A 23,381-nucleotide genomic window follows, 5' to 3' on the forward strand; every position below is an offset into this window, starting at 1 on the left:
GTACATCGGCCGGAGTGCCGAACCGGTCCGCCCGAACGTAGGAGTGGCGCTCACCTCATGTCAACGGTGCGTAAACCGCGGCAGTCCCAGTCGGCCTTCCAACTGGCCGAGCAACTCGCCCAGCAGCTCGGCCAGTTCGCGTCGGCGGCCGTCGTCGATCCCGGCCAGGACCGTCGTCTCGTAGGCGAGTTGCTCGGGGAGGATGCGGTCGACGAGTTCACGTCCCTCGTCGGTGAGCCGGACGTGCGCGACCCGGCGGTCACGGGTGTCACCGCGCCGCTCGACCAGGCCGCGCTCGGTCAGCTGCTTGAGCCGCTTGGTGACGGCGGCGCCGGAGGAGAAGGTCTCGCGGGCGATCTCACTGGGCGTCAGCTCGTTTCCGGTGCGCCGCAGGGTGCCGAGGACGTCGAACTCGGGCCGGGTGAGCCCGGCCCGGCGCAGCGGGGCGTCCTCGGCCTGCTGCAGGAGCGCGGCGCAACGGTTGACGCGGCCGATGACCTCCATGGGCCCGGTGTCGAGGTCGGGACGCACCGTCTGCCACTGGCGCACGACGGCGGCCACGGTGTCTCCGGGCGCGGTCCGTCCGGCGGGGGCGCTCTCGTTCTCGACCCGCCCGGCCGAGGCGACGTCCGCCTCCGGCCGCCCGGCGGGGGCGCTCTCCGCCCCGTCCCGTCCGGGCCGGGTGGCGTCCGTCTCCGCCCGCCCGGCAGAGGCACCCTCCGTCTCGCCCCGCCCGGCGGAGATGCCGTCCGCCTCCGCCCGCCCATCCGCTGTCGTCATGCCTGTGCGCCCTCCACGGAGTGCAGTCCCTGCCGTCGTACCGTCGCCGCGAGCGTACGGTGTCCGGCCTGCTCGGCCCGCATGACCCGCTCTTCCGGCAGGGCGCGCTGCCACCATTCGCCGGCCGCGGCGTCGGCCGTGGCGCGCAGGTCGACGACGGCGGCCGCCAGGTCGCGTCGGGCGGACTCCAGGGCGCCGGACTCCGGACGCTTTTCGGCCAGCGTCGCGTCGGCGCGGTCGCGGGCGTGCTCCACCGTGGAGAGGGCACGCTCGATGCGGTCGCCGGCCCGCCGGTTGGTGACGGCGATCGCGGCGACGAAGCCGACGAGGGCGCCCACGAGGGTGTCCACGACGCGGTCGGTGATCAGCTCGCCGGGCTGCTGGACCCGTGCGAACTCGGTGATCAGCAGGGCCATCGGGGTCACACAGATGCTGCCGAGCCAGTAGTTGCGGCCGATCAGCGCCTCGGCACCGAAGTTGAAGGCGAGGCAGCAGAGCACGAGGACCGTCTGACTGAGGTGGGCGAGCGGGGCGACCGCCGCGAAGACCACTACGCCGACGAGGTTGCCGACGACGCGCTGCACGCCACGGCTCCAGGTCAGGGTGACGTTGGCCTGGTAGAGCGAGGCGGCGGTGACCAGCGCCCAGTAGGGGCGGCCGACGCCCAGCGCGAGCGAGACATAGCCGGCGAGGGCGCAGCCGAGCGCGGTGCGCAGGGCGATGGGTGCGAGAGGGCCGAGCCGGCGCAGCAGCGGCCGTTCACCGAAGGCGAGCGCGGCGTCCACGCCGAGGAGTTCGTCGGCGGTGTCCGTGAGGTCGTCCGGGCGCGGCACGGGTCCGGTGCCGCGCAGCTCGCGGGCCCATCCGCGCAGCCGGTCGGGCTCCGTGTCGGCGGGCGCGGCGAGCGCGACCTCGGCACGCACGACGAGCCGTTCGAGGGCGCGCCGGGGCTCGGAGCGGACTCCGGTGGACAGCAGCGACTGCCAGGCACCGTGCACGGCGGCGGCAGCGGCGGCCCGGGCGCGTGCGTTCCCCGGCGCCTCGACGTAGACCGCCGCGGCCTTCAGGGCGTGCGCGGTGGCGCGCCGCTCCGGCCCGTGCGGGCGGACGAGCCCGGGGGCCATGCCGACGATCCAGGCCCAGGCTCCGGCCGCGGCGCCGAGCGCGAGATGGCCCGGCACCTGGCCGAGGGTCTGCGGTGCGAACAGGGACGCGGAGGAGATGAAGGCGAGGACCACATGGCCGGGCGGACCGATGCGCGTGGCGTCGCACAGCACCTTCTGGACGGCGGCGAGGAGAGCACCGACCGTGACCAGTACGACGGCGTCCGTGGTGAGCGAGGCCGTGACGAGAGCGACGGCGAGACCACCGAGCATGCCGAGCACGACCCGGACGAGGACGCGGGCCCGGGCCGCGTACGGACGGTTGTGGGCGTACAGCGCGCAGAGCGACCCGGCCATCGTGTACATCGCCAGGTCCAGTCGGCCGAGCGCCAGGAGCGTCAGATTCGGCGGAGCCATCGCGACGACGGCGCTCAGCGCGGGCTTGAACCAGATGTCGGAGGGCCGGCCGAGACGCAGCACACCGGTCAGCGGGAGGCGCTGCACACGTGGGGGCATAGGACTGGGCGCACTACTCATACCCATAACCTTAACAGGTGTTTTACTCATAAAGTATCTGGCGGATCACATTCCCCACCTGCGATGCACCCCCGCACGCTCCCCCGCGTACACCCTTGCGCTCGCTTGCGCACCGGCCACCCCGGGCATGCCCTGAGCGACTGTCCCGATGTCCGACGTCGTCGAGCGGGGAGGTACGCCGTGCATGGACCGGCTTCGCCCGGCTGGCTGCTCGTGGTGCTGTGCGCGGCGACCGGGGCCTACTGCCTGCTGCGGATGCGCAGCCCCGTGGAGGAACAGCGGCGCACCGCGGGCGGCGAGGCGCTCATGGGCTTCGGCATGGCCGCGATGGCCTTGCCCGCGGCGGTGGTCACCCCGCCACGCTGGGCCTGGCTCGCCTACGCCGCCGTCTTCGGCGCCACCGCCGTACGCACCCTGTGGGCGTCCCGGTGGGCGTCCCGCACGAGCCCGCACCACCTGCATCACCTGATGGGCGCCGTCGCGATGGTCTACATGGCGGGCGTGATGGCCGCCTCCCCGGGACACCACCACGGCGGCTCCGGAATCCCCCTGCTGACCGGCGCGCTCCTCCTGTACTTCACCGGCTACGTCCTCCGCTCCGGCGTCCGCCTGCTCCCCTTGGCCACCGCCGCACCCGGAACCCCCCGCACTCTCGGCTGGGGCGACCGCACCGAACTCTCACAGGCTTGCCGCCTGTCCATGGGGATAGCGATGCTGGCGATGCTGGTCACGCTCTGAGACCGGGCCGCACGGATTCGAGGCGTGCGGCGGCACGCATGCGAGCCGTGGCGCTTTACGAAACCGTGGCGTACGTCACTTGGCGTCGCAGCCCGTATCCAGGGGCGACGCACCGCTCATAGGCTTCACCCCATGATGGTCCCCGCGGCACTGTTGCTGCTCGGCGCCCTGGCCGCCGTGGCCGCTCCGCGGCTGCTCGCCCGGGCGGACTGGCCGGACCGTGAACCGGTGGTCGCTCTGTGGGTGTGGCAGTGCGTGGTGGCGGCCGTTCTGCTGTGCTGTGTGCTGTCGATGACGCTGAGCGCGGCCGCGGCGTGGGTGGCGGTGCGCGGCCATGTGTTCGGCTCGGCGCCCCGTTCGGTCGTGGACGCCTACGCGCTCAGCACGGGCGGCACTTGGGCGGCGACGACCGCCGTGGCGCTCGCGTGCGGTGGCGCGTGGACCGCGGCGATGCTGGCTCGCGAAGTCGTACGGGCCCGGGCGCGCCGTCGGCAGCGGCGGACCGAACTCCTCGTACGTGCCCCGCTGTTGCCGGGCGAGGAGCCCGGACCTGATCGGCTGGTGGTCCTGGAGGGCGAACGTCCGGATGCCTGGTGGCTGCCGGGTGCGGCACCCCAACTCGTCATCACCACGGCCGCGTTGCGCCGCCTCAAGGGACGTCAGCTGGATGCCGTACTCGCCCATGAGCAGGGGCACGCGCGGGCCCGGCACGACTGGCTGCTGCACTGTTCGGCCGCGCTGGCCACCGGCTTTCCCCAGGTGCCCGTGTTCGCCGCGTTCCGCGGCGAGATGCACCGCCTGGTCGAACTCGCCGCCGACGACATGGCCTCGCGCCGCTTCGGCCGCCTCACCATCGCCCTCGCGCTGGTGGAACTCAACGAGGACCGGGGCGTGTTCGGCCCCAGCCCCACCCCGGACGCCCATCTCCCGCAGCGCGTCAACCGCCTCCTCACTCCCCCGGACCGGCTCACGGCGGCCCGGCGGCTGCGCCTGACGGCGGCGGCCGCGCTGGTGCCGGTGATCCCGCTGCTGGTGGCCTTCGTGCCGGGGTTGCGGGCGCTGGGGTAGCCGCCACTGCGGTCCGCGGCGCCCGCCTGCTGCCGGTGGGTGGGTCGGGGCCGTGCCGGTACATCCGCCCGTCGCCGGTGGATCAGACGTTGGCCTACCAGGAGCCGTTTCCAGATCCGGACGTAAGTGACGGGCATTCGATGTACCGGCACGGCCCCTCCCGTGCGTTCGCGGCCGCGGGTGCCTGGGGGATGACACACGGCCCCTTCCGTGCGCTCGTGGGAGTGACGGCAGGGCCCCGTCCGCCACCAGGTCCGGTGCCGCGAGGTTCGCCTCCCGCGCATCGAGTCGGCGAAGATCGCACCCATGCACTCCCCGCCCCACACCCCGGGTCCGCGCGTCTCGGCCCTCGTTGCGGCGGCTCTCGCCGCGCCGTCCGTGCTGCTCGTCCTGCTGGTCGCGTTCTCCTGGCACCCGCTGCTCACCCTCGACGGCGACATCGCCCGCACCACACACACCTGGGCGGTCGACCAACCCGGTGTCACCCATGCGTTCCGGATCCTGACGGACTGGGTGTGGGACCCCTGGACGATGCGCGCGGTGTGCGCTGCCGCCGTGGTCTGGCTGGTGTGGATCCACTCGGCATGGTGGCTCGCCCTATGGGTGGCGGCCACATGTGCGCTGGGCACAGGAGTGCAGCAGGGACTGAAGTCGGCGCTCGGCCGTGAGCGCCCGGTCTGGACCGACCCCGTGGACTCCGCCCGCTACGCGGCCTTCCCCTCCGGCCACGCCCTGACAGCCACGGTGGTGTGCGGGCTGCTGCTCTGGCTGCTCCACCTGTACGGCGCCGGACTCGCCCTGCGGCGCACGGGGCTCGTGCTGGCCGTGGTATCCGTCGTGGGCGTCGGTCTGTCACGTGTCTGGCTCGGCGTGCACTGGCCGTCGGACGTCGTGGGCGGCTGGCTCATCGGCGCCATGATCGTCGCGCTGGCGGTGGCCTCGTACGAGCGATGGCCCGGCCCGGGCCGGCTCGACCCGCGCGGGTCACTGCGCCCTTGACCCGCCAGAGCCATGCCGCGAAAGATCACCCTCATGACGGTCAAAGGCGTACTCTTCGACTTCTCCGGAACCCTCTTCCGTATCGAGTCCACCGAATCATGGCTGCGCGCGGTGCTCGCCGAGGCCGAACTCACTCTTCCTGAAGGGGAGTTGATCCGAGCGGCACGTGCCCTGGAGGCCGCCGGCGCGCTGCCGGGCGGCGCCTTTCCGTCACAACCGCTGCCGGACGACCTCGCCGAGGTGTGGAAGGTCCGCGACAAGTCCGCCGAGCTGCACCGGGCCGCGTACACCGGCGCCGCCCGCCGGGTTCCGCTGCCGGACCCTCGGCTCCACGACGCGCTGTACGAGCGCCATATGGCACCGGCCGCCTGGAGCCCCTACCCCGACGCTGCCGACGTGCTGGGCACCCTGCGCGAGCGCGGCGTCGCGGTCGGTGTCGTCAGCAACATCGGCTGGGATCTGCGACCCGTCTTCCGCGAGCACGGCCTCGACCCGTACGTCGGCGCGTACGTCCTGTCGTACGAGCACGGCATCCAGAAGCCGGACCCTCGGCTGTTCAGGGCCGCCTGCGACGCTCTCGGGGTCGCCCCCGAGGACACGCTGATGGTCGGTGACGACCGCCGGGCGGACGGCGGTGCGGCGGCCCTGGGGTGCGGGGTGCACTTCGTGGACCACCTGCCGGTGACGCGCCGCCCGGAGGGACTGCGACCGGTCCTCGACCTGATCGGCTGACGCCCCTGCACGCTCTCAGCTCTGATAGTCCTCGACCTGCGACGACGGACGGACGCGCGCCTCGTCCGGGTTCTCACCGAACTCGGACTTCGCGCGCCGCTGGCGCAGCAGGTCCCAGCACTGGTCGAGCTCACGCTCCAGCTGTCCCAGCCGCTCTTGTTCGGTCTCACTGTCGATCTGCCCGGATGTGAGGGCGTCGCGCAGTCGTCGCTCGTCGTCCACCATCGCCGTGATCCTGGCCAGGATCTGCTCTTGATCCATGTCCGTACGCCTCCTCGGGGACTCCAGCCCACTGTAAGGAGGACGCTGCGGCTCTGCGAGACGTACCGGCCGGCGAAAGTAGCCTCAGCACACCATCCGCGGCTTTGCACGCCCACCCTGGACGATCCCCCGCGTCGCCCAGGGTAGACGGCAGCCCGAAGCCGACCCTCGAAGGGTCTCGGCCCGAACGCGTTGAGTATAGTTGGCTGGCAGCCAGTCAACGCAGGAGTTACAGCATGTCCCCGCGCAGCGCCTCGGTCAATGAAGAGTTGCGGCGGCGTTCCCGAGAGCGGCTTTTGCAGGCCGCGGTGGAGCTGGTGAGCGAGCGCGGTTATGAGGCGACGACGCTCGGCGACATCGCGGATCGCGCCGGATCGGCGCGTGGACTGGTGTCGTACTACTTTCCCGGCAAACGTCAGCTGCTGCAGTCCGCCGTGCACCGGCTGATGCACCGCACGCTGGAGGAGGCGCTGGAGCGCGAGCCGCGTACCGAGGACGGCCGGGAGCGGATGGCGCGGGCCATCGACGCGATTCTGGGGCTCGCCCGGAGCCAGCCCGTGCTGATGCGCCAGCACATGGCCGGGCTGCTGCAGGCCGAGGGGTTCGTGCAGTGCCCGGAGCAGCAGCGACTGGCGCAGTTGCTGCGGGACACCGTCGCCGGACACGGCTCGCCGGACGCCGCCACCGACTACCCGATGCTGCGCGCGGTGCTGATGGGCGCGGTGTACGCGGCCCTGGTGCCCGGCGTGCCGATGCCGATCCCGACGCTGCGGGCCGAGCTGTTCAAGCGCTATCGACTCGACTGGGAGATGGGTGTCCCGCCGGACACCGAGGTGCCCGGCGGGACGTGTGAAACGGATCTGTCACGATTCTTCGCGACCGACCGCCCGACCGACGATCAGCCCGATCGGACGGCCGATCAGCGCGATCTGCCCAAACAGTCCGACGGTCAGTCCGATCGGCCCGGTTGACCAGTCCGATCGGCCCGGCGGTCAGTCGAAGTAGTCCGGCTGCGTCTGGACGTTGAGCTCACGCAGATGGACCCGCTTCGCCGGATCCGTGCGCCGGTCGCTGAGCTTCAGTACGTCGAAGCCCTTGGCGATGTCGTTCGAGTAGATGTAGCCGTTGTAGTAGTACGCCGACCACGAGCCGCCGATCTGCAGGGTGGCGGTGGACAGCGGGCCGCGCTCGAAGTAGGCGATCTCCTTCGGGTTGGCCGAGTCGGTGAAGTCCCAGACGGAGACGCCGCCCTGGTACCAGGCCTGGACCATGAGGTCCTTGTCCTTGACCGGAATCAGCGAGCCGTTGTGGGCCACGCAGTTCTCGGTGTCCGCCTGATGACGGGGAATCTTGTAGTAGCTCTTGAAGACGAGCTTGCGGTTGTCGCCCTTGCCAACGATGTCGTAGATGCCGTCGGCACCGCGGTTCGGCCCGATCGCCGCGTTGCAGGTGGCCGCACCGCCGCCACCCAACTCATCGGTGAACACGACCTTGTTGGCCTTCTGGTTGAAGGTTGCCGAGTGCCAGAACGCGAAGTTCACGTTGTCCTCGACCTGGTCGATAACCTTCGGGTGCTCCGGATCCTTGATGGAGAACAGGATGCCGTCGCCCATGCAGGCGCCCGCGGCCAGGTCCTTGGACGGCAGGACCGTGATGTCGTGGCAGCCGGTGGTCTTGGAGACGCCCGGGTTGGTCGGCGCGCCCGGGTTGCCGCCGCCGTCCGGTCCCTCGCCCGGGAACAGCACCGGGAAGTTCACGACGGCCGCCTCTTCGGGGGCGTTGCGCGGCACCTTGATGACCGAGATGCCGTCGTGCGGCGGCTGGCAGTCGGGGAAGGTGGCGCTCGGCGAGTACGAGGAGACGTAGATGTAGACGTTGTTGCGCTCGGGCACCAGCGAGTGGGTGTGCGAGCCGCAGGCGGTCTCGACGGCGGCGACGTACTTCGGGTTCGCCTTGTCGCTGATGTCGAAGATCTTCATGCCCTCCCACGACGACTTCTCGGTCGCGGGCTGCGAGGTGCTCTTGCAGGAGTTGTCGCTGCGCGAGGAGTCGGTGGACAGGAAGAGCAGGTTGCCGGAGACCGAGACGTCGTTCTGAGAGCCCGGGCAGAGCACCTGCGCGACCGTCGTGGGCGCCTTCGGGTTGCTGATGTCGAAGATGCGGAAGCCGTCGTAGTTGCCGGCGAACGCGTACTTGCCCTGGAAGGCCAGGTCCGAATTGAGGCCGGTGAACGCCTCCTTGGGGACATTGGCGAGGTGTTCGATGTTGTCGGAGTGGACGATCTCGTCCGTCCCCGGTATCTCCCCACTCGCCACCGCGGCCTTCGCCTCGGCGGCGTCGCTCTTGGAGACCTGCTCCCGCGTGGCGGGACTGTCCCCGGGGTCGGGGGTCGCGGCCGCCGGGCCGGCCGTGAGCAGTGCGGCCAGGAGTCCGGCCGCGGCCGCGGCAACTCCCAGGCGTCTGCGCCGCGTTCGGGGGTTGTTCAACAGGATCACTGTGTTCTCCCTTGTAGCCGTTCGCAGTTGAACGGTTCACGGACCCCTGAAGTATCGTCCGACCCATCGGGAGATCAACAGATGGCAACGTACTCGTAATGAATGATTTTGATCAGTCACGTGCGGAAGCGTGCTAGGACGGTCATCAACACCCTTGAGGTGTCCGCCCGTTCGTGTGCCACAGGAGGTCGCTGTGCTTGTTCGCCGTACGGCCCGTGCATCCCTGGTCGCGGTGTCACTGTTGGTCGCCGCGCTCGCGCTCGGGGGCTGTGACTCCGACTCCGAGACCAAGTCCGGGAAGGCGAGCGGGCCTTCGGTGATCGCACCCGGCAAACCCGGCGAGGCGGCCGAAACACTCTCCGCGCAGGACGCCGCGAAGCAGCGGGCCGACGACGACTCCCCCAACTCGGCGGACTTCGCGTACGCGCGGATGATGATCGAGCACCACGCACAGGCCCTGGAAATGACCGAACTCGCCCCGAAACAGGCCGAGTCGGGCCAGGTGAAGCGGCTCGCCGCGCGGATCGCGGCCGCGCAGGGCCCGGAGATCACCACCATGAAGAGCTGGCTGAAGGCTCACGGCGACGGGCAGGCCGGCACGGAGCACAAGCACGGGACGATGCCCGGCATGGCGACAAAGGCCCAGCTCGGAAAGTTGCGCGCGGCGAAGGGCAAGGTGTTCGACGAACTCTTCCTGAAGCTGATGATCACGCATCACGACGGAGCCATCACCATGGCCACGGACGTGAAGGCACAGGGCAACAACATCCAGATCGAGGAGATGGCCGACGACGTGATCGCGCAGCAGACGAGCGAGATCACGCGGATGCGCGAGATGGCGTAACCACCCTGCTCACCAGCCGGCATCAGGGGGGCCGGCAACCCCGCGTCGCGCGCCTCGGCGATCAGCCCGAGGGATGTGCGCGGCTGTGACCGGTGGCGCTCATGACCGCGAGCACCGGGTGGGCACCGTCGTCGCGCGCCGCGCGGTACTCCTCGGCGACCAGCCACCGCCCCTCGACACCGCGCGGCCACGGGGGGCCGGGCACGGCGCGCCGGTGCTTCCTCCGGTTCGTTCGACGGGGCGTTCGACGCGCCGAACGCCCCGGCGAGCGGTTCCTCGATCCAGTCGGCGCGCACCGTGAGGTCGTCGAGGGAGAGCGGCGGCTGAGCCCGCACGTCCTCGATCGTCCTCGATCGACAAAGGTCCTCCCGTACATACAGAACGCAATCGCATGATCACATTTCACAGGAACGGACACACGCCCGCGCGTCGCGCACCGCACCCTGTCAGCGGAGCTTCGGCGGTGCGATGCTGGAACCAACAGCGATCTCCTGTCAGCGTTCTCCGTGGTCCCCTCGGGTAAGGAGTTCGGCCGTGCTGCATGTCGCCGTCGTAGGCTCGGGACCCAGCGGGGTCTACAGCGCACAGAGTCTCGTCCAGCAGAGTCAGGAGCCCGGGGTCCGGGTGGACGTCCTGGACCGGCTGCCATGCCCGTACGGCCTGGTGCGTTACGGCGTGGCGCCCGACCACGAGAAGATCAAGTCGCTGCAGAACAATCTGCGCGCGGTCCTCGAGGACGACCGGGTGCGGTTCCTCGGCGGCGTCCAGGTCGGCCCGGGCGGAGTGCCGGTGGCCCGGCTGCGGGAGCTGTACCACGCGGTGGTCTACTGCGTGGGCGCCGCCACCGACCGCCACCTCTCCGTGCCCGGCGAGGACCTGCCCGGCAGCTGGTCGGCCACCGAGTTCGTGTCCTGGTACAGCGCGCACCCCGACTCCGTGACCGACGGATTCGTCCTCGGCGCACGGTCGGCCGTGGTCATCGGCGTCGGGAACGTGGCCGTCGACGTGACCCGGATGCTGGCCCGCGGCGCGGCGGAGCTGAGCCCCACCGACATGCCGCAGGCGGCGCTCACGGCGCTGGCCGAGAGCAAGGTGACGGAGATCAGCATGGTCGGGCGGCGCGGCCCTTCGCAGGCCCGTTTCACCACCAAGGAGCTGCGCGAGCTGGGCACGCTCCCGGACACCGACGTCGTGGTGGACCCGGAGGAGTTGGCCCTCGATCCGGCGTATCTGGACCCGTCGGACCTGCCCGCCGCCCAGCGCCGCAATGTGGAGGTGCTGCGGGGATGGGCCGCCGCGCCGCCGCAGGGCCGTCCGCGCCGGATCCGGCTGCGCTTCTTCCTGCGGCCCGTCGAGCTGCTCCCCGATGCGGGTACCTCCCTGCTCGATCGAAACCGAGAGCTTGGGGGAGGCCGTGTGGGTGCGGTCCGCTTCGAGCGGACGGTGCCGGACGGGCAGGGCGGGGTGACGGGCACGGGACGGTACGAGGAGATCGAGGCGCAGTTGGTGCTGCGCTCGGTCGGCTATCGCGGGGTGCCGCTGGAAGGGCTGCCCTTCGATGCCGACCGCGGAACGGTGCCGAATGTCGCGGGGCGGATCCTGCGGGACGGCGCGATCTCCCCGGGCGAGTATGTGGCGGGCTGGATCAAGCGCGGCCCGACGGGCGTCATCGGCACCAACCGGCCGTGCGCGAAGGAGACGGTGACCTCACTGCTCGAGGACGCCGCCGGCCTCGTGCAACGAGACGTGCCCGAGGATCCGCTCGCGGCGCTGCGGGCGGAGGGGGTCCGCCCGGTCGAGTGGGCCGGATGGCAGGAGATCGAGCGGGCCGAGGCGGAACTCGGGGCCTCGTTCGGCCGTGGCGTGGTCAAGCTTCCGGACTGGGAGTCGCTGCTGGCCGCGGCGCGGACGGCGGCTTCGTAGCAGAGTCGCGCGGCCTCCAGTGGGCATGACACCTGACGGCAACACACCAGAAATCAACAAACTGTTCAAGGCCCTTACGGTCTCGTGCTGTTGAACCGTCCGTCCCCACCCGCCGCCCCAGGAGTGCCCATGGCGACCGCAGCACCCGTGCATCCCGTCGACGAGGTCCCACCCGTACGCCAACTGGCCGCCTTCGGGCCGCAGCACGTACTCGCGATGTACGCGGGCGCGGTGGCCGTGCCACTGATCGTGGGCGGTGCGATGAAGCTGTCTCCCGCCGACCTGGCGTATCTGATCACCGCGGATCTGCTGGTGTGCGGGATCGCGACGCTGATCCAGTGCGTGGGCTTCTGGCGTTTCGGAGTGCGGCTGCCGATCATGCAGGGCTGCACCTTCGCGGCCGTGTCGCCGATGGTGCTCATCGGCACGACGGGCGGCGGACTGCCCGCGATCTACGGGTCGGTGATCGTCGCGGGCCTCGCGATCATCCTGCTCGCCCCGGTCTTCGGGAAGCTGCTCCGCTTCTTCCCGCCGCTCGTCACCGGCACGGTCATTCTGATCATCGGCGTCTCGCTGCTGCCGGTGGCGGGCAATTGGGCGGCCGGCGGCGTGGGCGCGAAGGACTTCGGCGAGCCGAAGAACCTGGCGCTCGCGGCCTTCGTACTGGCCGTGGTGCTGGGTGTGCAGCGGTTCGCGCCGGCCTTCCTGAGCCGGATCGCGGTGCTGATCGGGATCGCCGTGGGTCTCGCGGTCGCCGTCCCCTTCGGGTTCACGGACTTCGACGGGGTCGGGGATGCCGACTGGGTCGGGATCAGCACGCCGTTCCACTTCGGGACGCCGTCGTTCCACGCCTCCGCGATCATCTCGATGCTGGTCGTGGCGCTGGTGACGATGACCGAGACGACCGGTGACTTCATCGCGGTGGGCAAGATGACCGACCGGCCCATCCGGCCGCGTACGCTCGCGGACGGTCTGCGCGCCGACGGTCTGTCGACGGTCCTCGGCGGCGTGTTCAACACATTCCCGTACACGGCGTTCGCGCAGAACGTGGGCCTCGTGGGCATGACCCGGGTGCGCAGCCGCTGGGTGGTCGCCGCGGCGGGCGGCATCCTCGTGCTGCTCGGCCTGCTGCCCAAGCTCGGCGCGGTGGTCGCGGCGATCCCGGCGCCGGTGCTGGGCGGCGCGGGTCTGGTGATGTTCGGAACGGTCGCCGCGAGCGGTCTGCGCACCCTTTCCGAGGTGGACTTCAAGGGCAACGACAACCTGACGGTGGTGGCCGTTTCGGTCGCGGTGGGGATGCTGCCGGTCGGGGTGCCGACGATTTACGAGAAGTTCCCCGACTGGTTCCAGACGGTGATGAACAGCGGGATCAGCGCGGGCTGCCTGACCGCGATCGTCCTGAATCTGCTCTTCAACCACCTGCCGGGGAAGGCGAGTTCGACCGACGCCGCCGCCGAAGCGAAGGCCGGCGCGGCTTCAGCCTGAGCCCAGGCGGGCGGCCTGGCGGGCGGCGGCGCCGAGGACGCTGTCGAGAAGGCCGGGGAAGAGGTCGTCAAGGTCGTCCGAGCGCAGGGCGTTCATCTTTGCCGTACCCCGGTAGATCTGCCGGATCACTCCGCTCTCGCGCAGCACCCGGAAGTGGTGCGTGGTCGTGGACTTGGTGACCGGCAGGTCGAAATGCGAACAGGAGAGCTCGTCGCTCTCGGCGGCGAGCTCTCGCACGACCTGGAGGCGCATGGGGTCGGAGAGCGCGTGCAGCACCGATTCCAGCCGGATCTCTTCCCGCGCGGGGTGCGGCAGATCTCGGCCACTGGCGGCGGAGGCGGCGGTCGTCACGGTGGCTCCACTTCTTCCGGGAGCTTCATTGTACGAGTCCTCTCGTAGTTTGACACTCGACGTACTACGATGTCTATCGTACAAGGCGTACACCGGCCCCGCGACGAATGGAGTCCGCCGTGAGCGCGCTCTTCGAGCCCTACACCCTGCGTGATGTCACGATCCCTAACCGGGTGTGGATGCCTCCGATGTGCCAGTACTCGGCCGCCGACGAGGGGCCGTCGGTGGGCGCCCCGCACGACTGGCACTTCGCCCACTACGCTGCCCGCGCGACCGGCGGAACCGGCCTGATCATCGTCGAGGCGACCGCCGTGTCCCCCGAGGCCCGGATCTCCCCGTACGACCTCGGCATGTGGAACGACACCCAGGTCGAGGCGTTCCGCCGCATCACCCGCTTCCTGACGGCGCAGGGCACGGTGCCGGCGATCCAGCTCGCGCACGCCGGCCGCAAGGCCTCGACGGATCGTCCCTGGAAGGGTGGTGCACCGGTCGGCCCAGACGCGTACGGCTGGCAGTCACTGGCCCCGAGCGCACTGCCCTTCGACGACCGGCACCCCGTTCCCACCGAACTGACCGTCGCCGAAATCCAGGAAATCGTCGGGCAGTTCGCGGACGCGGCCCGCCGCGCGCTCGCGGCGGGCTTCGAGATCGTCGAGATCCACGGCGCCCACGGCTACCTGATCAACGAGTTCCTCTCCCCGCACTCCAACCACCGCACCGACGCCTACGGCGGCTCCTACGAGAACCGCACCCGCTTCGCCCTCGAAGTCGTCGACGCCGTGCGGGAGATCTGGCCCGACGACAAGCCGCTCTTCTTCCGCGTCTCCGCCACCGACTGGCTGGAGGCAGACGGCTGGACCGCCGACGACACCGTCCGTTTCGCCGGCGAACTGCACCGGCACGGTGTGGACCTGCTGGACGTCTCCACCGGCGGCAACGCCTCCGGCGTACGCATCCCCGTCGGCCCCGGCTACCAAGTCCCCTTCGCCGCCCGCGTGAAGAGCGAGACCTCGCTGCCCGTCGCCGCCGTCGGACTCATCACCGACGCCGAGCAGGCCGAGAAGATCCTCGCCAACGGGGAGGCAGACGCGGTACTGCTGGGCCGCGAGCTGCTCCGCAATCCGTCCTTCGCACGTCTCGCGGCCCGTGAACTCGGAGGCGACGTGCACGTGCCGGACCAGTACCACCGGTCCGTGTAGGGGATCTTCGCCCGGCGGCCGCCGGCCCTCGGGGATCGGGATCTCGAAGTGGGGTTCCCGGGAGTTGGACGTGGACCGAGTGCCGACGAAAGGGTGCCGGTGTTCCGCACGTGAGGCGAACACCGGCACCCTTCCTGTCAGGGGCCCCTGTCAGGCGGCCGGCGCGGTCGGCGCCTCGGCCTCGGCGAGCAGGGCGACCAGAGTCGCCCGGGCGCGCGCCACGCGGGAGCGGACGGTCCCGATAGGACAGTCGCTGACCTCGGCGGCCTCCGCGTAGGGCAGCCCCATCACCTGGGTGAGGACGAACGCCTCACGCCGGTCGTCGGGCAGGGCGGCCAGCAGGTCGAGGAGCGCGATGCCGTCGTCGAAGCCGGGCAGGTCGCAGGGCTGGGCGAGCTCCACGGTCACCTGCCAGTCGCGGGTGTCGCTCAGCCGCGGCCGGGCGGCTGCGTGCCGGAAGCTGTCGATCACCGCACGGCGTGCGATGGACAACAGCCACGCGCGGGCCGACGAACGCCCCTCGAATCGATGCAGGCCGGCGAGCGCCCGCAGGAACGTGTCCTGGGCCAGGTCGTCGGCGGCCTGAGGATCCGCGGACAGATGGGCGACGTAGCGCACGACGTCGCGGTGCAGGGCGCGCACGAAGCGTTCGACGGCATCCGGGTCGCCGCCACGGGCGGCCAGCGCCCAGGCGGTTATCGACGCGTCGATCGATGCCGTGTGCTCGCTCTTCTCGCTTGTGGCGCGCGAAACGGGCAGGGTAGAAGTGATCACCAGGTGTCCTTCTCGGGTCATCCGTGATCCGGACCGGCGCGAGAGCGCGGTGGTCCGGTGCGAGGTACGGCCGTACGGGGAGGTACGGCCGATGCCCGAAGCGCGCCCAGGCGCTTCGGGGAACCGGCTGTCTCAGGCGACAGCGGTCCCCACGGGCGGACCCCGAGAAGTGATCGCGTGAACGAGGAGAAGGCGCTGCGGCGCGCGGTCCGAGGAGCCGCGGCGCGCGCGGAGACGCGGACGGTGCGGTGGCGTGGGCAGCGCGAGCAGCAGCCGCAGTGGCGCGGCGAGCCGGCCGGCCAGGGCCCGCAGGATGCGGAAGGCGGCGCGCTCGCCGTACGCGAGCCAGAGGCCGCACAGCAACGCGGCGAGCAAGTGGGCGGCGAGCATGCCGGACGAGGACATGCCGCCGGCATCGGATCCCGGGTAAGCCATACCGTCCGAGCCCATGCGGCCCATGTGCGCCATATCCATGGAGTCCATGCGCATGGAGCCGATGTCATGTCCTGGGGAGCCCATGTCGTGCCCCATGGAGCCCGTCGACAGGACACCCATGTCCATCGAGCCCGAGCTCGAACTCGCCGACTGCGCCAGCGAGAACGCCGAGTGGAGCGCCCCCTGGGCGACCACCACCACGGACACGATCAGCGGAAGCCCGCGCTCGCGGCCGGCCAGGCACCAGCCCACGCCGCACGCGGCCAGAGCTCCACCGGCCAACGCCCACCAGGCCACGGAAGAGTCGGACATCATCACGTGCCCGAGGGCGGCAAGCAGCACACAGACGGCCGCGAACATCGCGGCTCGTACCGTGCGACAACACCACCCAGCAGTCATGACGTCGCTCATCCTTGCATCCGAGGTTCGGTCGCCATGAGTGGGTACGGAAAACCGCCGGGCGTCCCGTCAAGCACGAACCCGTGATCCACATCACTGAACAGGGCTGGAACTCAGGGCGATTTCCGCGCGGTGAGCTGCACACAGAAACCTACGGGCCGTCAGAGAGTGTCGGCAATGTCGTCTCACATGCAGATCCGGACATCGCCGTTGCCGACCGCGCGGAGCCCACATGAGCACCGTCGAACGACTCATCGTCATCGTCCTCTTCGAGGGCGTCGACCTGCTCGACGTCACCAGACCACCGGAAGTGTTCTCCCTCGTGCGGCGAGAGACGCATGACGCGACGGGCTATCACGTCGTCCTCGCCGCAGAGACCTTGGACCCCGTCACCACCTCCGCGGGGGTACGTGTCCTCCCCGACATCACCTTCTACGAGGCGTCCACGAGAAGCATCGACACCCTGCTGGTGCCCGGCTCGGTCGAAGTCGACGGCCATCGCCGTGTACACGCCCTCACCGACCCCGCAGTGGTCGGTCGGGTGAAGACCCTCGCCGACAGGACACGACGAGTCACATCCGTGTGCGTCGGAGCCCACATCCTCGCCGCCGCAGGACTGCTCGACGGCAAACGCGCCACCACTCACTGGTCGACCGCCCAACAGCTTGCCGCCGAGCACCCACTGGTCGAAGATCTCCGCCACTACGTCATGCGGAACCTCGGCGGAAAACTCAGCGTCGCGGACCTCGCCGGCCACGCCCACGTCAGCGAGCGACAACTCACCCGGATCTTCAGAACCGAACTCGGCACGACTCCGAGTTCCTACATCGAATCAGCCCGCGTGGAAATGGCGCGCAACCAACTCGAATCCACTGAGGCCACGCTGGAACGCATCGCGTCCACCTGCGGGTTCGGCACGCCCGACACCCTCATCCGAGCGTTCCGCCGGAAACTCAACACGACGCCGACGGAATATCGACGTCGATTCCGCGCCGGTCCCAGCTGTGGGTGACGAGGCACGAGGCCGACACGAGGAGCGCTGCGCAATCGACCCGAGCAGCGCTTCGTGGTCACGTCGGTAGAAGGGGAGTGCGCTGAAATGCTTCCGTTGGGGCCGACGGTGAGGGCCGCCACCTGAACACGTGCAGGTGGCGGCCCTCAGTGTGCTCCGTTGTATCCACTTCAGCCCACGACGATCACTACGAAGGAACCGTTGTTGTAGCCGTAGCCATTGCCATAGCCGTAGCCATTGCCGTAGCCGTAGTAGCCATTGCCGTAGCCGTAGTAGCCATTGCCGTAGCCGTAGTAGCCATTGCCATAGCCATAGCCGCGGTAGCAGTTGTTCCACCAGCCGCCGTAACCGTATCCACAGTTTCGGTGAGAATCGTAGGAAACCTGGGTCGGGTAGGAAACCTGGGTCGGGACGGCTGCCGAGGCCGTACCCGCCGCGCCGATCGCGGTACCGCCGGCCATGAGAACGCCGACGGCGGACACTGCGACGAGACGCCTCGCGCGTTGTGCATTCATGGACTTACCTTCCTTCCACCCCCACGTGCGGTTTTCGAGGCACGAGACGGATGGCCGCGGCCGCGGGGCACAAGCCCCGGCGCGGTCTTGGGATTGCCGCCCGAGTACACATGCAAGGTTGTCGGTTCCCTGATGATCAGGGACTGCGCCGGCGGTGGGCGTACCCGGCATTGCGGCTCTCACGAATAGATGGTAGTCGCCCATCGACCGCACAGCATCCTGGACGAAACGAGGTACGGGCTGCGCTACTACGGCATCCGCGCCCAGACCACGGCCGGGGCACACCGCCACCTGCCAGAACGTGCCGGGAACCCTACAGTCATGGCACGGGCGCCTTGCGGTCATGGCGTGATCCGAACGGTCATGGCGACAGCCGTACGTTCCTGACGCGCCCTCGCCAGGGCGGACCACGACAGCCACGATCCCGGGGGAGGTGGTTCCGAGAGTGCTGTAGGGCGAGCGTCACCCGAGACCGTCGGGGCCACCCTACATATCGTAGGGTTCCACCATCAGCCTCTTACGGATCGGGGGACCCCATGGAGGAACGTGACGCCGGACGCACGGGACGCGGACCGCTGTCCGTGCTGGCGCTGCTCGTGCCGAGCCTCGGGATCGCCGCGGTGGGTGTGTACCACCTGTGCGGGTTCGATCTGCACGCCGTGCACGGGCGTCCGCACCTCGACGACGGACTGACCATGGCGGGCGTGATCATGGCCGTGGTGATGGCGGGCGCGGCCCTGGGTGACCTCCTCTGGTGGGCGGCCAAGCGCGACCGCCCGGTCGGGGACAACGGTGAGCCCTGCCCGCATCACCCCTTGAGGAGTCCGCGCCCCAGCCGGTCGGAGTGGCCGCGCACACCCGGAAGCGCGAAGAAGTAGCCGCCACCGGTGGGCGTGATGTGGTCGACGAACGGCTCGTCGATCAACCGCTCCTGGGTCGCCTCGAAGGGGCGGACCACGTCCTGCCGGTAGCAGCAGGAGAGGAAATCAACGCGGCGGATCAATGCCCCTGCATCGGACGGGTAATTCGTCGTAGCGGCCACCGCATGCCGTGAGCATTCGACTCGGCCACGCGGCAGCGCGCGCCGGCAAGACCCACTCAAGCGGCTCCGACCTGCGGAAATGCCGACGTGAAGCAGAGGGGCGGCGGGCACGGAAGTCGACATCGGGCGCGACTTCGCCGCGCGGCAGCGCAACTGACCTGGCCCTTCGGTCAGCTCGCCGGCGCGGCGATTCTTACCGCCTCCTTACTCCTTGACCTCGCGATAACCCTTCTCTTCCCTACAACATGTAGGGTTCCCCGCCTCTGTCCCCACCGGTTCGCCCGGCCTCTCCCCAAGGTGATGCTCCACGGTGCCCGTACAACAGTCAGCGCTCCTCCCGGAACAGCGGAACCCGAGGTCGCGCCGGGCCGACCCGGCCGGACGACCGGCCGCCGGTACGCGGTTGCGGGCGGCCGCGTTCACCGTCTGGTACCTGCGGCTGCTCGCGCTGCTCAACATCGTCGCGGTGCTCTCGCTGCCGTTCCGCCAAGAGGTGCACGAGCACAACGGAGGTGGGTTCTTCACCCCGTATCTGGCCACCGCCGGCTTGATCTCGGCGGCGCTGGCCCTGTTCCTCGCTCTGGTGATGCGACGCCGCAAACGAGCGGCGTGGATCTTCAACCTGCTGATGGCCGGCCCCCTCTTCGCGCTGTACGCCGCGGCGCTCACCCAGGAGCGGTATCAACAGCACGGCTCCAACTGGATCTCGGCCCTGCTCACCGGCCTCTTCGTCGCCGCCCTCCTGCTCGGGCGCAAGGAGTTCCACGCCGTCGGGGACCGCTCCAACCCCCGACTGGCCCTGGCCGTCGGGGCCGGCGGGCTGCTGGTCAGCGCCACCCTCGGCACCCTGCTCGTGAGCGTCACCAACCGCGTGTCCGGGACACCGCTGAGCGACCGGATCGCGTACACGTTGTTGCGCGGGGTCAGCGTCGGCCCGCTCGCCGACCGCTTCGACAGCGTGGTCGCGCCCCGCTGGGTGGACATCCTGATCAACGTCCTGATGGCCGCGACCTTCCTCCTGGTGCTGTACGCGTGCTTCCGCGCGCCTCGCGGTCGCGAACTCCTGGGCGAAAAAGACGAGTCGCGCCTGCGGGAGCTGCTCGCCAGGCACGGCGAACGGGACTCACTGGGGTACTTCGCACTGCGCCGCGACAAGGCGGTCATGTGGTCCCCGAGCGCCAAGGCAGCCATCGCCTACCGGGTCGTCGGCGGCGTGACCCTGGCCTCCGGCGACCCGATCGGCGACCCCGAGGCCTGGCCCGGCGCGATCGAGGAATGGCTCAAGGAGGCGCGCCGACACGCCTGGACGCCCGCGGTGATGGGCGCGAGCGAGGAGGCCGGCACCATCTACGCCCGGCACGGCCTGGACGCCCTGGAACTCGGTGACGAAGCCATCGTGGACCGGGCCGACTTCACCCTGGAGGGACGCGCGATGCGGGGCGTGCGGCAGGCGCACAACCGGGTGCGCCGGGCCGGTTACACCGTGCGCATCCGGCGGCACGCGGACCTTCCCGAGGCGGAGATGGCCGCGCTGACCGACAAGGCGGACCACTGGCGTGACGGCGAGACCGAGCGTGGCTTCTCCATGGCGCTCGGGCGTCTCGGCGACCCGGCCGACGGCCGCTGCGTCATGCTGGAGTGCCACGACAGCCAGGGCGAGCCGCGGGCCGTGCTGAGCTTCGTGCCGTGGGGCGAGCGGGGGCTGTCGCTGGACCTGATGCGCCGCGACCGCGACTCCGAGAACGGCCTCATGGAGTTCATGGTCATCGAACTGCTGCTGCGCGCCCAGGAGATCGGCGTCGAGCGCGTATCCCTGAACTTCGCCATGTTCCGGTCCGTCTTCGAACGCGGCACCCGGCTGGGCGCGGGACCCGTACTGCGCCTGTGGTGCTCGGTGCTGACGTTCCTCTCGCGCTGGTGGCAGCTCGAATCCCTCTACCGGGCCAACGCCAAGTACCGGCCCGTCTGGGAACCGCGTTACATCCTCTTCGAGAAGAGCAGCGACCTTCCCCGCATCGGCATCGCGGCAGCCCGGGCGGAGGGCTTCCTCGCCCCGCCCGCCCTGCCGCGTGCCGGGTTCAGTGTGCGGCGCCCGGGGCCTGTGTCGTCGGGTGAGGCACGTCCGGCTCGGCAGCCGTCCGGGCAGCCGCCGGTGTCACCTGCGGTGCCTCCGACCCAGCGTTCTCGTCCTTCATCGCCTTCGCCTCGCTCTTGAGGATGCGCATCGACTTGGCCAGCACCTCGGCGCACGAATCCTCGAAGCCGCCGACCTCTGCCGCCACCGCTCCGTCCTCCCGTCGCGCCGACCCGGCCGTCTCGTACGACCGGCCGTCCTGGCTGAATCGCCCCAGTCCAGGCTGCCGCCGACGGCGTCCCGGGCGTCACTGTCAGTGCCGTGGTGCACACTCGCGATCAATGCCTTACGCCTGGGGAGGACACCGTGTTCACGGGGATCGACGAGGTCGACTGGGCCTCGATGCAGCATGCCTACGGAAGTGCCGAGGACGTACCGGAGTTGCTCCGGGGACTGGCCTCGCCGTGCCCGCAGGAGCGTGAGACCGCCCTCGACGGGATGTACGGGGCCGTGCACCACCAAGGCGATGTGTACGACTCGACGCTGGCGTCCATCCCCTTCCTGTTCGCGCTCGTCGCACACACCGAACTCTCCGACCGGGGCGGCATCGTGGAGCTGCTCGTCAGCATCGGTGGAGGGGACGCCGCGGACGGGTTCCCCCACGCCGAGGACGACGTCCTGGTCGACGCCGACGAAGGGGACGGTGCCGACGACAACTACGCGATGGCACGGGCCGCGATACGGGCGGGCGCCACGGTCTTCGTCGAACTGGTCGCGGACCGGGATCCGGTGGTTCGCCGCGCGGTGCCGAGCGCGCTCGTGCGGTTTCTGGACGAACCGGCGCGCGTGCTCAGCCTGTTGAGGGAGCGACTCGACGCCGAGCAGGAGGGCGGCGTCCGGCTCGCACTGGCCGAGGGCCTCGGCCTGTTCGCGCGGCTGCACACCGAGTCCGCCGCTGCGGCGGTGGACTGTCTGGTGACGCTCTGCGCCGCCCCGGACGATCCGGCACTGCGGCTCGCCGCGCTGGGTCAGCTCGCCGGCTGCGCACCCGATCGTCTGCCGGCCGACCTCGTGCCCACCGTCGTCGCCCTCCTCCGGGCCAGATCGCGGCGCCCTCGGGTGCCGGCCGAGCCCGAACGGCCCGATACCGACACGCTCATCGGCCATCTGCGGCGGCTGCGCCCCGCGGACGAGGAGGGCTCCCAGTTGCTGCGGACGCTCCACTCGGGGCTCGGCGGCCGCACCGCCGACCGGATCGCCCTGCTCAAGGGGCAGTTGACCAGCGCGGATCCCGCCGACCGGTGCAATGCCGTGTGGATGTCCGCAGGGCTGTTCCGCGAATGGCGCGCCGACTACGCCGAACCGGTCGCCCTCATCGGCGAGCAACTCACCTCGGACGAGGAGCGGTTGCGCGATGCCGCGGTGTCCGTCCTGGAGTCCCTGTTCACCCTGGCGGCCCCGGCCGCCGACCGCCTCGCCGTTCTCCTGGAGGCGGACCCGGAGTCCTGGGGGCGCGGGACGCCGACACTCGGCCGCCCGCTGAAGGCCTTGGCCAGAGCCGGAGATCCCCGGGCGGTACCCGCGCTGGCCCAGGTGCTGGCGGGGCCCGTCGTGCCGAACGACGTCGGCTACGCGATCGCGTACCTGGGCCCGGCGGGCCAGGAGCTGGCCCCGCTGCTGAGGGAGCGGCTCCGTGATGTCCCCCTCGACTCCCCGGAAACGTACGACCGGGCGGCGCCCCTGTTGGTCGCGCTCGGCACATTGCGGTACGAGGCCGCCCTACCGGAGGTGTTGCGGCTCCTGTACGGCATGCCGCGCGAACTGCGGCGCCGCGACTGGCTCGTGCAGGCGCTCGCCCGGACTCTCGGGGCGTTCGGGCCGGGCGGGCGTGAGGCGGTGCCGGCGCTGCGTGAGCTGCTGGACGGCGCATGCGCCGTCACGGCGGCCGACGCGCTCTGGTCGGTGGCGGGGGACGCCGACGCTGTACTTCCCGTACTGCTGCGGGAGTTGGCGGCAGAGCGGGCGCCGGCCGGACACCCCCGGACCGCCGCCGAAACCCTCGGCCGCCTGGGGCCGTTGGCCGCCCCCGCGCTCCCGGAACTCCACCGCTTGGCCGCCTCCACCGAGGTGTGGGAGCGGACGGCCGCCGCCTGCGCCCTGTGGGACATCGCCCGGGATCCGGAGCCGGTCCTCCCTGCGCTCCGCTCCGCGTGGCGGCAGAACGCGTACACCCGCGGCACCGTCACCGGGTGCCTCGCCCGAATGGGGAGCGCGGCCGCCCCCGCCCGGGATCTGGTCCAGGCAGAACTCACCGCCCCACGACGGCACCGGGCGCGTTCCGGGGGATACGGCAGCCACGACATCTTGGAGGACGAATCGCTCCTGCGCGGCTGCCGCACGGCACTGGATGCCATGCGGTAGCCACGGCTCGGTGCCACCGCGACCGGCCCCTCGAGACATCGCGCGGGGCGGCCGCCCGCGCACCGGGCATCACTCACTGCTTACGTGGGGTTACGGTCGGCCTCCGCTCATGAGATATGCCGCCCCTCGGGCGTACGGCGCAGACACGTCTGCGCGTCCGGTGCCGTGGACGCGCAGACGCGGTGCGGCACAGC

The 23,381-nt window shown here is 70.5% G+C and carries 21 protein-coding genes and 2 pseudogenes; 13 read left to right on the plus strand and 10 right to left on the minus strand.

The features are described 5' to 3' along the window. Positions 1-60: 60 nt before the first annotated feature. The gene (locus tag IEY95_RS02490) at positions 61-780 is read right to left on the minus strand and encodes a MarR family winged helix-turn-helix transcriptional regulator (protein ID WP_229702517.1); all 720 of its coding nucleotides are present in this window, start codon (positions 778-780) and stop codon (positions 61-63) included. After that, the gene (locus IEY95_RS02495; protein ID WP_189184129.1) at positions 777-2,420 is read right to left on the minus strand and encodes an FUSC family protein; all 1,644 of its coding nucleotides are present in this window, start codon (positions 2,418-2,420) and stop codon (positions 777-779) included. Before IEY95_RS02495 ends, IEY95_RS02490 begins: the two co-directional genes overlap by 4 nt. A gap of 180 nt (positions 2,421-2,600) precedes the next feature. On the opposite strand from IEY95_RS02495, the gene IEY95_RS02500 reads away from it, so the two are divergent. The 4 genes from IEY95_RS02500 (at position 2,601) to IEY95_RS02515 (ending at position 5,957) form a co-directional block, all read left to right on the plus strand. Continuing rightward, positions 2,601-3,158: a DUF5134 domain-containing protein gene (locus tag IEY95_RS02500; RefSeq protein ID WP_189184130.1), complete on the plus strand. Its 558-nt coding sequence runs from the start codon at positions 2,601-2,603 to the stop codon at positions 3,156-3,158. Between the two features lie 132 nt (positions 3,159-3,290). After that, positions 3,291-4,226: a M56 family metallopeptidase gene (locus IEY95_RS02505; RefSeq protein WP_189184131.1), complete on the plus strand. Its 936-nt coding sequence runs from the start codon at positions 3,291-3,293 to the stop codon at positions 4,224-4,226. A gap of 306 nt (positions 4,227-4,532) precedes the next feature. Then, a complete protein-coding gene (locus IEY95_RS02510) occupies positions 4,533-5,225 on the plus strand; it encodes a phosphatase PAP2 family protein (protein ID WP_189184132.1) in 693 nt (230 codons plus the stop codon). 33 nt (positions 5,226-5,258) lie between these two features. Further along, positions 5,259-5,957, plus strand: coding sequence for an HAD family hydrolase (locus tag IEY95_RS02515; RefSeq protein WP_189184133.1), 699 nt, complete (start codon positions 5,259-5,261; stop codon positions 5,955-5,957). Positions 5,958-5,972: 15 nt separating this feature from the next. On the opposite strand, the gene IEY95_RS02520 is transcribed toward IEY95_RS02515, so the two are convergent. Next, positions 5,973-6,218 (minus strand): DUF2630 family protein, encoded by a 246-nt coding sequence (locus IEY95_RS02520; protein ID WP_189184134.1) that lies wholly within the window; start codon positions 6,216-6,218, stop codon positions 5,973-5,975. Between the two features lie 236 nt (positions 6,219-6,454). Here IEY95_RS02520 and IEY95_RS02525 point away from each other — a divergent pair, with 236 nt between their 5' ends. Then, positions 6,455-7,189 (plus strand): TetR/AcrR family transcriptional regulator, encoded by a 735-nt coding sequence (locus IEY95_RS02525; RefSeq protein ID WP_189184135.1) that lies wholly within the window; start codon positions 6,455-6,457, stop codon positions 7,187-7,189. A gap of 21 nt (positions 7,190-7,210) precedes the next feature. Here the strand turns inward: IEY95_RS02525 and IEY95_RS02530 are convergent, their stop codons facing one another. After that, positions 7,211-8,713: an LVIVD repeat-containing protein gene (locus tag IEY95_RS02530; protein WP_189184136.1), complete on the minus strand. Its 1,503-nt coding sequence runs from the start codon at positions 8,711-8,713 to the stop codon at positions 7,211-7,213. 193 nt (positions 8,714-8,906) lie between these two features. Between IEY95_RS02530 and IEY95_RS02535 the strand changes: the two genes are divergently transcribed. Further along, entirely contained in the window at positions 8,907-9,557 is a 651-nt protein-coding gene (locus IEY95_RS02535) for a DUF305 domain-containing protein (RefSeq protein WP_189184137.1), read from the plus strand. Between the two features lie 26 nt (positions 9,558-9,583). On the opposite strand, the pseudogene IEY95_RS48645 reads toward IEY95_RS02535, so the two are convergent. Next, a pseudogene (locus IEY95_RS48645) lies at positions 9,584-9,904 on the minus strand (DUF6214 family protein); the annotation flags it as partial. A gap of 187 nt (positions 9,905-10,091) precedes the next feature. On the opposite strand from IEY95_RS48645, the gene IEY95_RS02545 reads away from it, so the two are divergent. Together IEY95_RS02545 and IEY95_RS02550 are read left to right on the plus strand one after the other, a co-directional pair. Continuing rightward, on the plus strand, positions 10,092-11,480 hold the full coding sequence (locus tag IEY95_RS02545) for an FAD-dependent oxidoreductase (protein ID WP_189184139.1): 1,389 nt from the start codon (positions 10,092-10,094) through the stop codon (positions 11,478-11,480). A gap of 129 nt (positions 11,481-11,609) precedes the next feature. Continuing rightward, positions 11,610-12,965 (plus strand): nucleobase:cation symporter-2 family protein, encoded by a 1,356-nt coding sequence (locus IEY95_RS02550; RefSeq protein ID WP_189184140.1) that lies wholly within the window; start codon positions 11,610-11,612, stop codon positions 12,963-12,965. Here the strand turns inward: IEY95_RS02550 and IEY95_RS02555 are convergent. Then, positions 12,957-13,316: an ArsR/SmtB family transcription factor gene (locus tag IEY95_RS02555; protein WP_189184141.1), complete on the minus strand. Its 360-nt coding sequence runs from the start codon at positions 13,314-13,316 to the stop codon at positions 12,957-12,959. The two genes, IEY95_RS02550 and IEY95_RS02555, sit on opposite strands and share 9 nt — an antisense overlap. Before the next feature lie 119 nt (positions 13,317-13,435). Here IEY95_RS02555 and IEY95_RS02560 point away from each other — a divergent pair, with 119 nt between their 5' ends. Then, positions 13,436-14,515: an NADH:flavin oxidoreductase/NADH oxidase gene (locus IEY95_RS02560; RefSeq protein WP_189184142.1), complete on the plus strand. Its 1,080-nt coding sequence runs from the start codon at positions 13,436-13,438 to the stop codon at positions 14,513-14,515. Between the two features lie 150 nt (positions 14,516-14,665). Here IEY95_RS02560 and IEY95_RS02565 read toward each other — a convergent pair whose 3' ends face one another. Further along, complete coding sequence (locus tag IEY95_RS02565; RefSeq protein WP_229702518.1) at positions 14,666-15,289, minus strand: sigma-70 family RNA polymerase sigma factor; 624 nt, start codon at positions 15,287-15,289, stop codon at positions 14,666-14,668. A 132-nt stretch (positions 15,290-15,421) separates the two neighbouring features. Beyond that, positions 15,422-16,123, minus strand: a complete 702-nt coding sequence (locus IEY95_RS02570) for a hypothetical protein (RefSeq protein WP_189184144.1) — start codon at positions 16,121-16,123, stop codon at positions 15,422-15,424. Positions 16,124-16,355: 232 nt separating this feature from the next. On the opposite strand from IEY95_RS02570, the gene IEY95_RS02575 reads away from it, so the two are divergent. Next, positions 16,356-17,135, plus strand: a complete 780-nt coding sequence (locus tag IEY95_RS02575) for a GlxA family transcriptional regulator (RefSeq protein WP_189184145.1) — start codon at positions 16,356-16,358, stop codon at positions 17,133-17,135. A 170-nt stretch (positions 17,136-17,305) separates the two neighbouring features. On the opposite strand, the gene IEY95_RS02580 is transcribed toward IEY95_RS02575, so the two are convergent. Further along, on the minus strand, positions 17,306-17,650 hold the full coding sequence (locus tag IEY95_RS02580; RefSeq protein ID WP_189184146.1) for a hypothetical protein: 345 nt from the start codon (positions 17,648-17,650) through the stop codon (positions 17,306-17,308). Positions 17,651-18,186: 536 nt separating this feature from the next. On the opposite strand from IEY95_RS02580, the gene IEY95_RS02585 reads away from it, so the two are divergent. Beyond that, positions 18,187-18,528: a hypothetical protein gene (locus IEY95_RS02585; RefSeq protein ID WP_189184147.1), complete on the plus strand. Its 342-nt coding sequence runs from the start codon at positions 18,187-18,189 to the stop codon at positions 18,526-18,528. Here IEY95_RS02585 and IEY95_RS48650 read toward each other — a convergent pair. Beyond that, positions 18,459-18,626, minus strand: a pseudogene (locus IEY95_RS48650) (deferrochelatase/peroxidase EfeB); the annotation flags it as partial. The gene IEY95_RS02585 and the pseudogene IEY95_RS48650 sit on opposite strands and share 70 nt — an antisense overlap. Positions 18,627-19,002: 376 nt before the next feature. Here IEY95_RS48650 and IEY95_RS02590 point away from each other — a divergent pair. Together IEY95_RS02590 and IEY95_RS02595 are read left to right on the plus strand one after the other, a co-directional pair. Continuing rightward, entirely contained in the window at positions 19,003-20,907 is a 1,905-nt protein-coding gene (locus IEY95_RS02590) for a phosphatidylglycerol lysyltransferase domain-containing protein (protein ID WP_189184148.1), read from the plus strand. 225 nt (positions 20,908-21,132) lie between these two features. Further along, positions 21,133-23,187, plus strand: a complete 2,055-nt coding sequence (locus IEY95_RS02595; protein ID WP_189184149.1) for a HEAT repeat domain-containing protein — start codon at positions 21,133-21,135, stop codon at positions 23,185-23,187. Positions 23,188-23,381 lie beyond the last annotated feature (194 nt).

This window comes from Streptomyces albiflavescens, assembly GCF_014645835.1.
GTDB classification, from domain to species: domain Bacteria; phylum Actinomycetota; class Actinomycetes; order Streptomycetales; family Streptomycetaceae; genus Streptomyces; species Streptomyces albiflavescens.

What these genes read in the sequence shown, in the direction of transcription:
- IEY95_RS02520 (WP_189184134.1), bottom strand. Translation starts at nt 6,218, where the DNA reads ATGGATCAAGAGCAGATCCTGGCCAGGATCACGGCGATGGTGGACGAC.
- IEY95_RS02505 (WP_189184131.1), top strand. Translation starts at nt 3,291, where the DNA reads ATGATGGTCCCCGCGGCACTGTTGCTGCTCGGCGCCCTGGCCGCCGTG.
- IEY95_RS02515 (WP_189184133.1), top strand. Translation starts at nt 5,259, where the DNA reads ATGACGGTCAAAGGCGTACTCTTCGACTTCTCCGGAACCCTCTTCCGT.
- IEY95_RS02490 (WP_229702517.1), bottom strand. Translation starts at nt 780, where the DNA reads ATGACGACAGCGGATGGGCGGGCGGAGGCGGACGGCATCTCCGCCGGG.
- IEY95_RS02570 (WP_189184144.1), bottom strand. Translation starts at nt 16,123, where the DNA reads ATGACTGCTGGGTGGTGTTGTCGCACGGTACGAGCCGCGATGTTCGCG.
- IEY95_RS02580 (WP_189184146.1), bottom strand. Translation starts at nt 17,650, where the DNA reads ATGAATGCACAACGCGCGAGGCGTCTCGTCGCAGTGTCCGCCGTCGGC.
- IEY95_RS02575 (WP_189184145.1), top strand. Translation starts at nt 16,356, where the DNA reads ATGAGCACCGTCGAACGACTCATCGTCATCGTCCTCTTCGAGGGCGTC.
- IEY95_RS02525 (WP_189184135.1), top strand. Translation starts at nt 6,455, where the DNA reads ATGTCCCCGCGCAGCGCCTCGGTCAATGAAGAGTTGCGGCGGCGTTCC.
- IEY95_RS02550 (WP_189184140.1), top strand. Translation starts at nt 11,610, where the DNA reads ATGGCGACCGCAGCACCCGTGCATCCCGTCGACGAGGTCCCACCCGTA.
- IEY95_RS02510 (WP_189184132.1), top strand. Translation starts at nt 4,533, where the DNA reads ATGCACTCCCCGCCCCACACCCCGGGTCCGCGCGTCTCGGCCCTCGTT.
- IEY95_RS02585 (WP_189184147.1), top strand. Translation starts at nt 18,187, where the DNA reads ATGGAGGAACGTGACGCCGGACGCACGGGACGCGGACCGCTGTCCGTG.
- IEY95_RS02495 (WP_189184129.1), bottom strand. Translation starts at nt 2,420, where the DNA reads ATGAGTAGTGCGCCCAGTCCTATGCCCCCACGTGTGCAGCGCCTCCCG.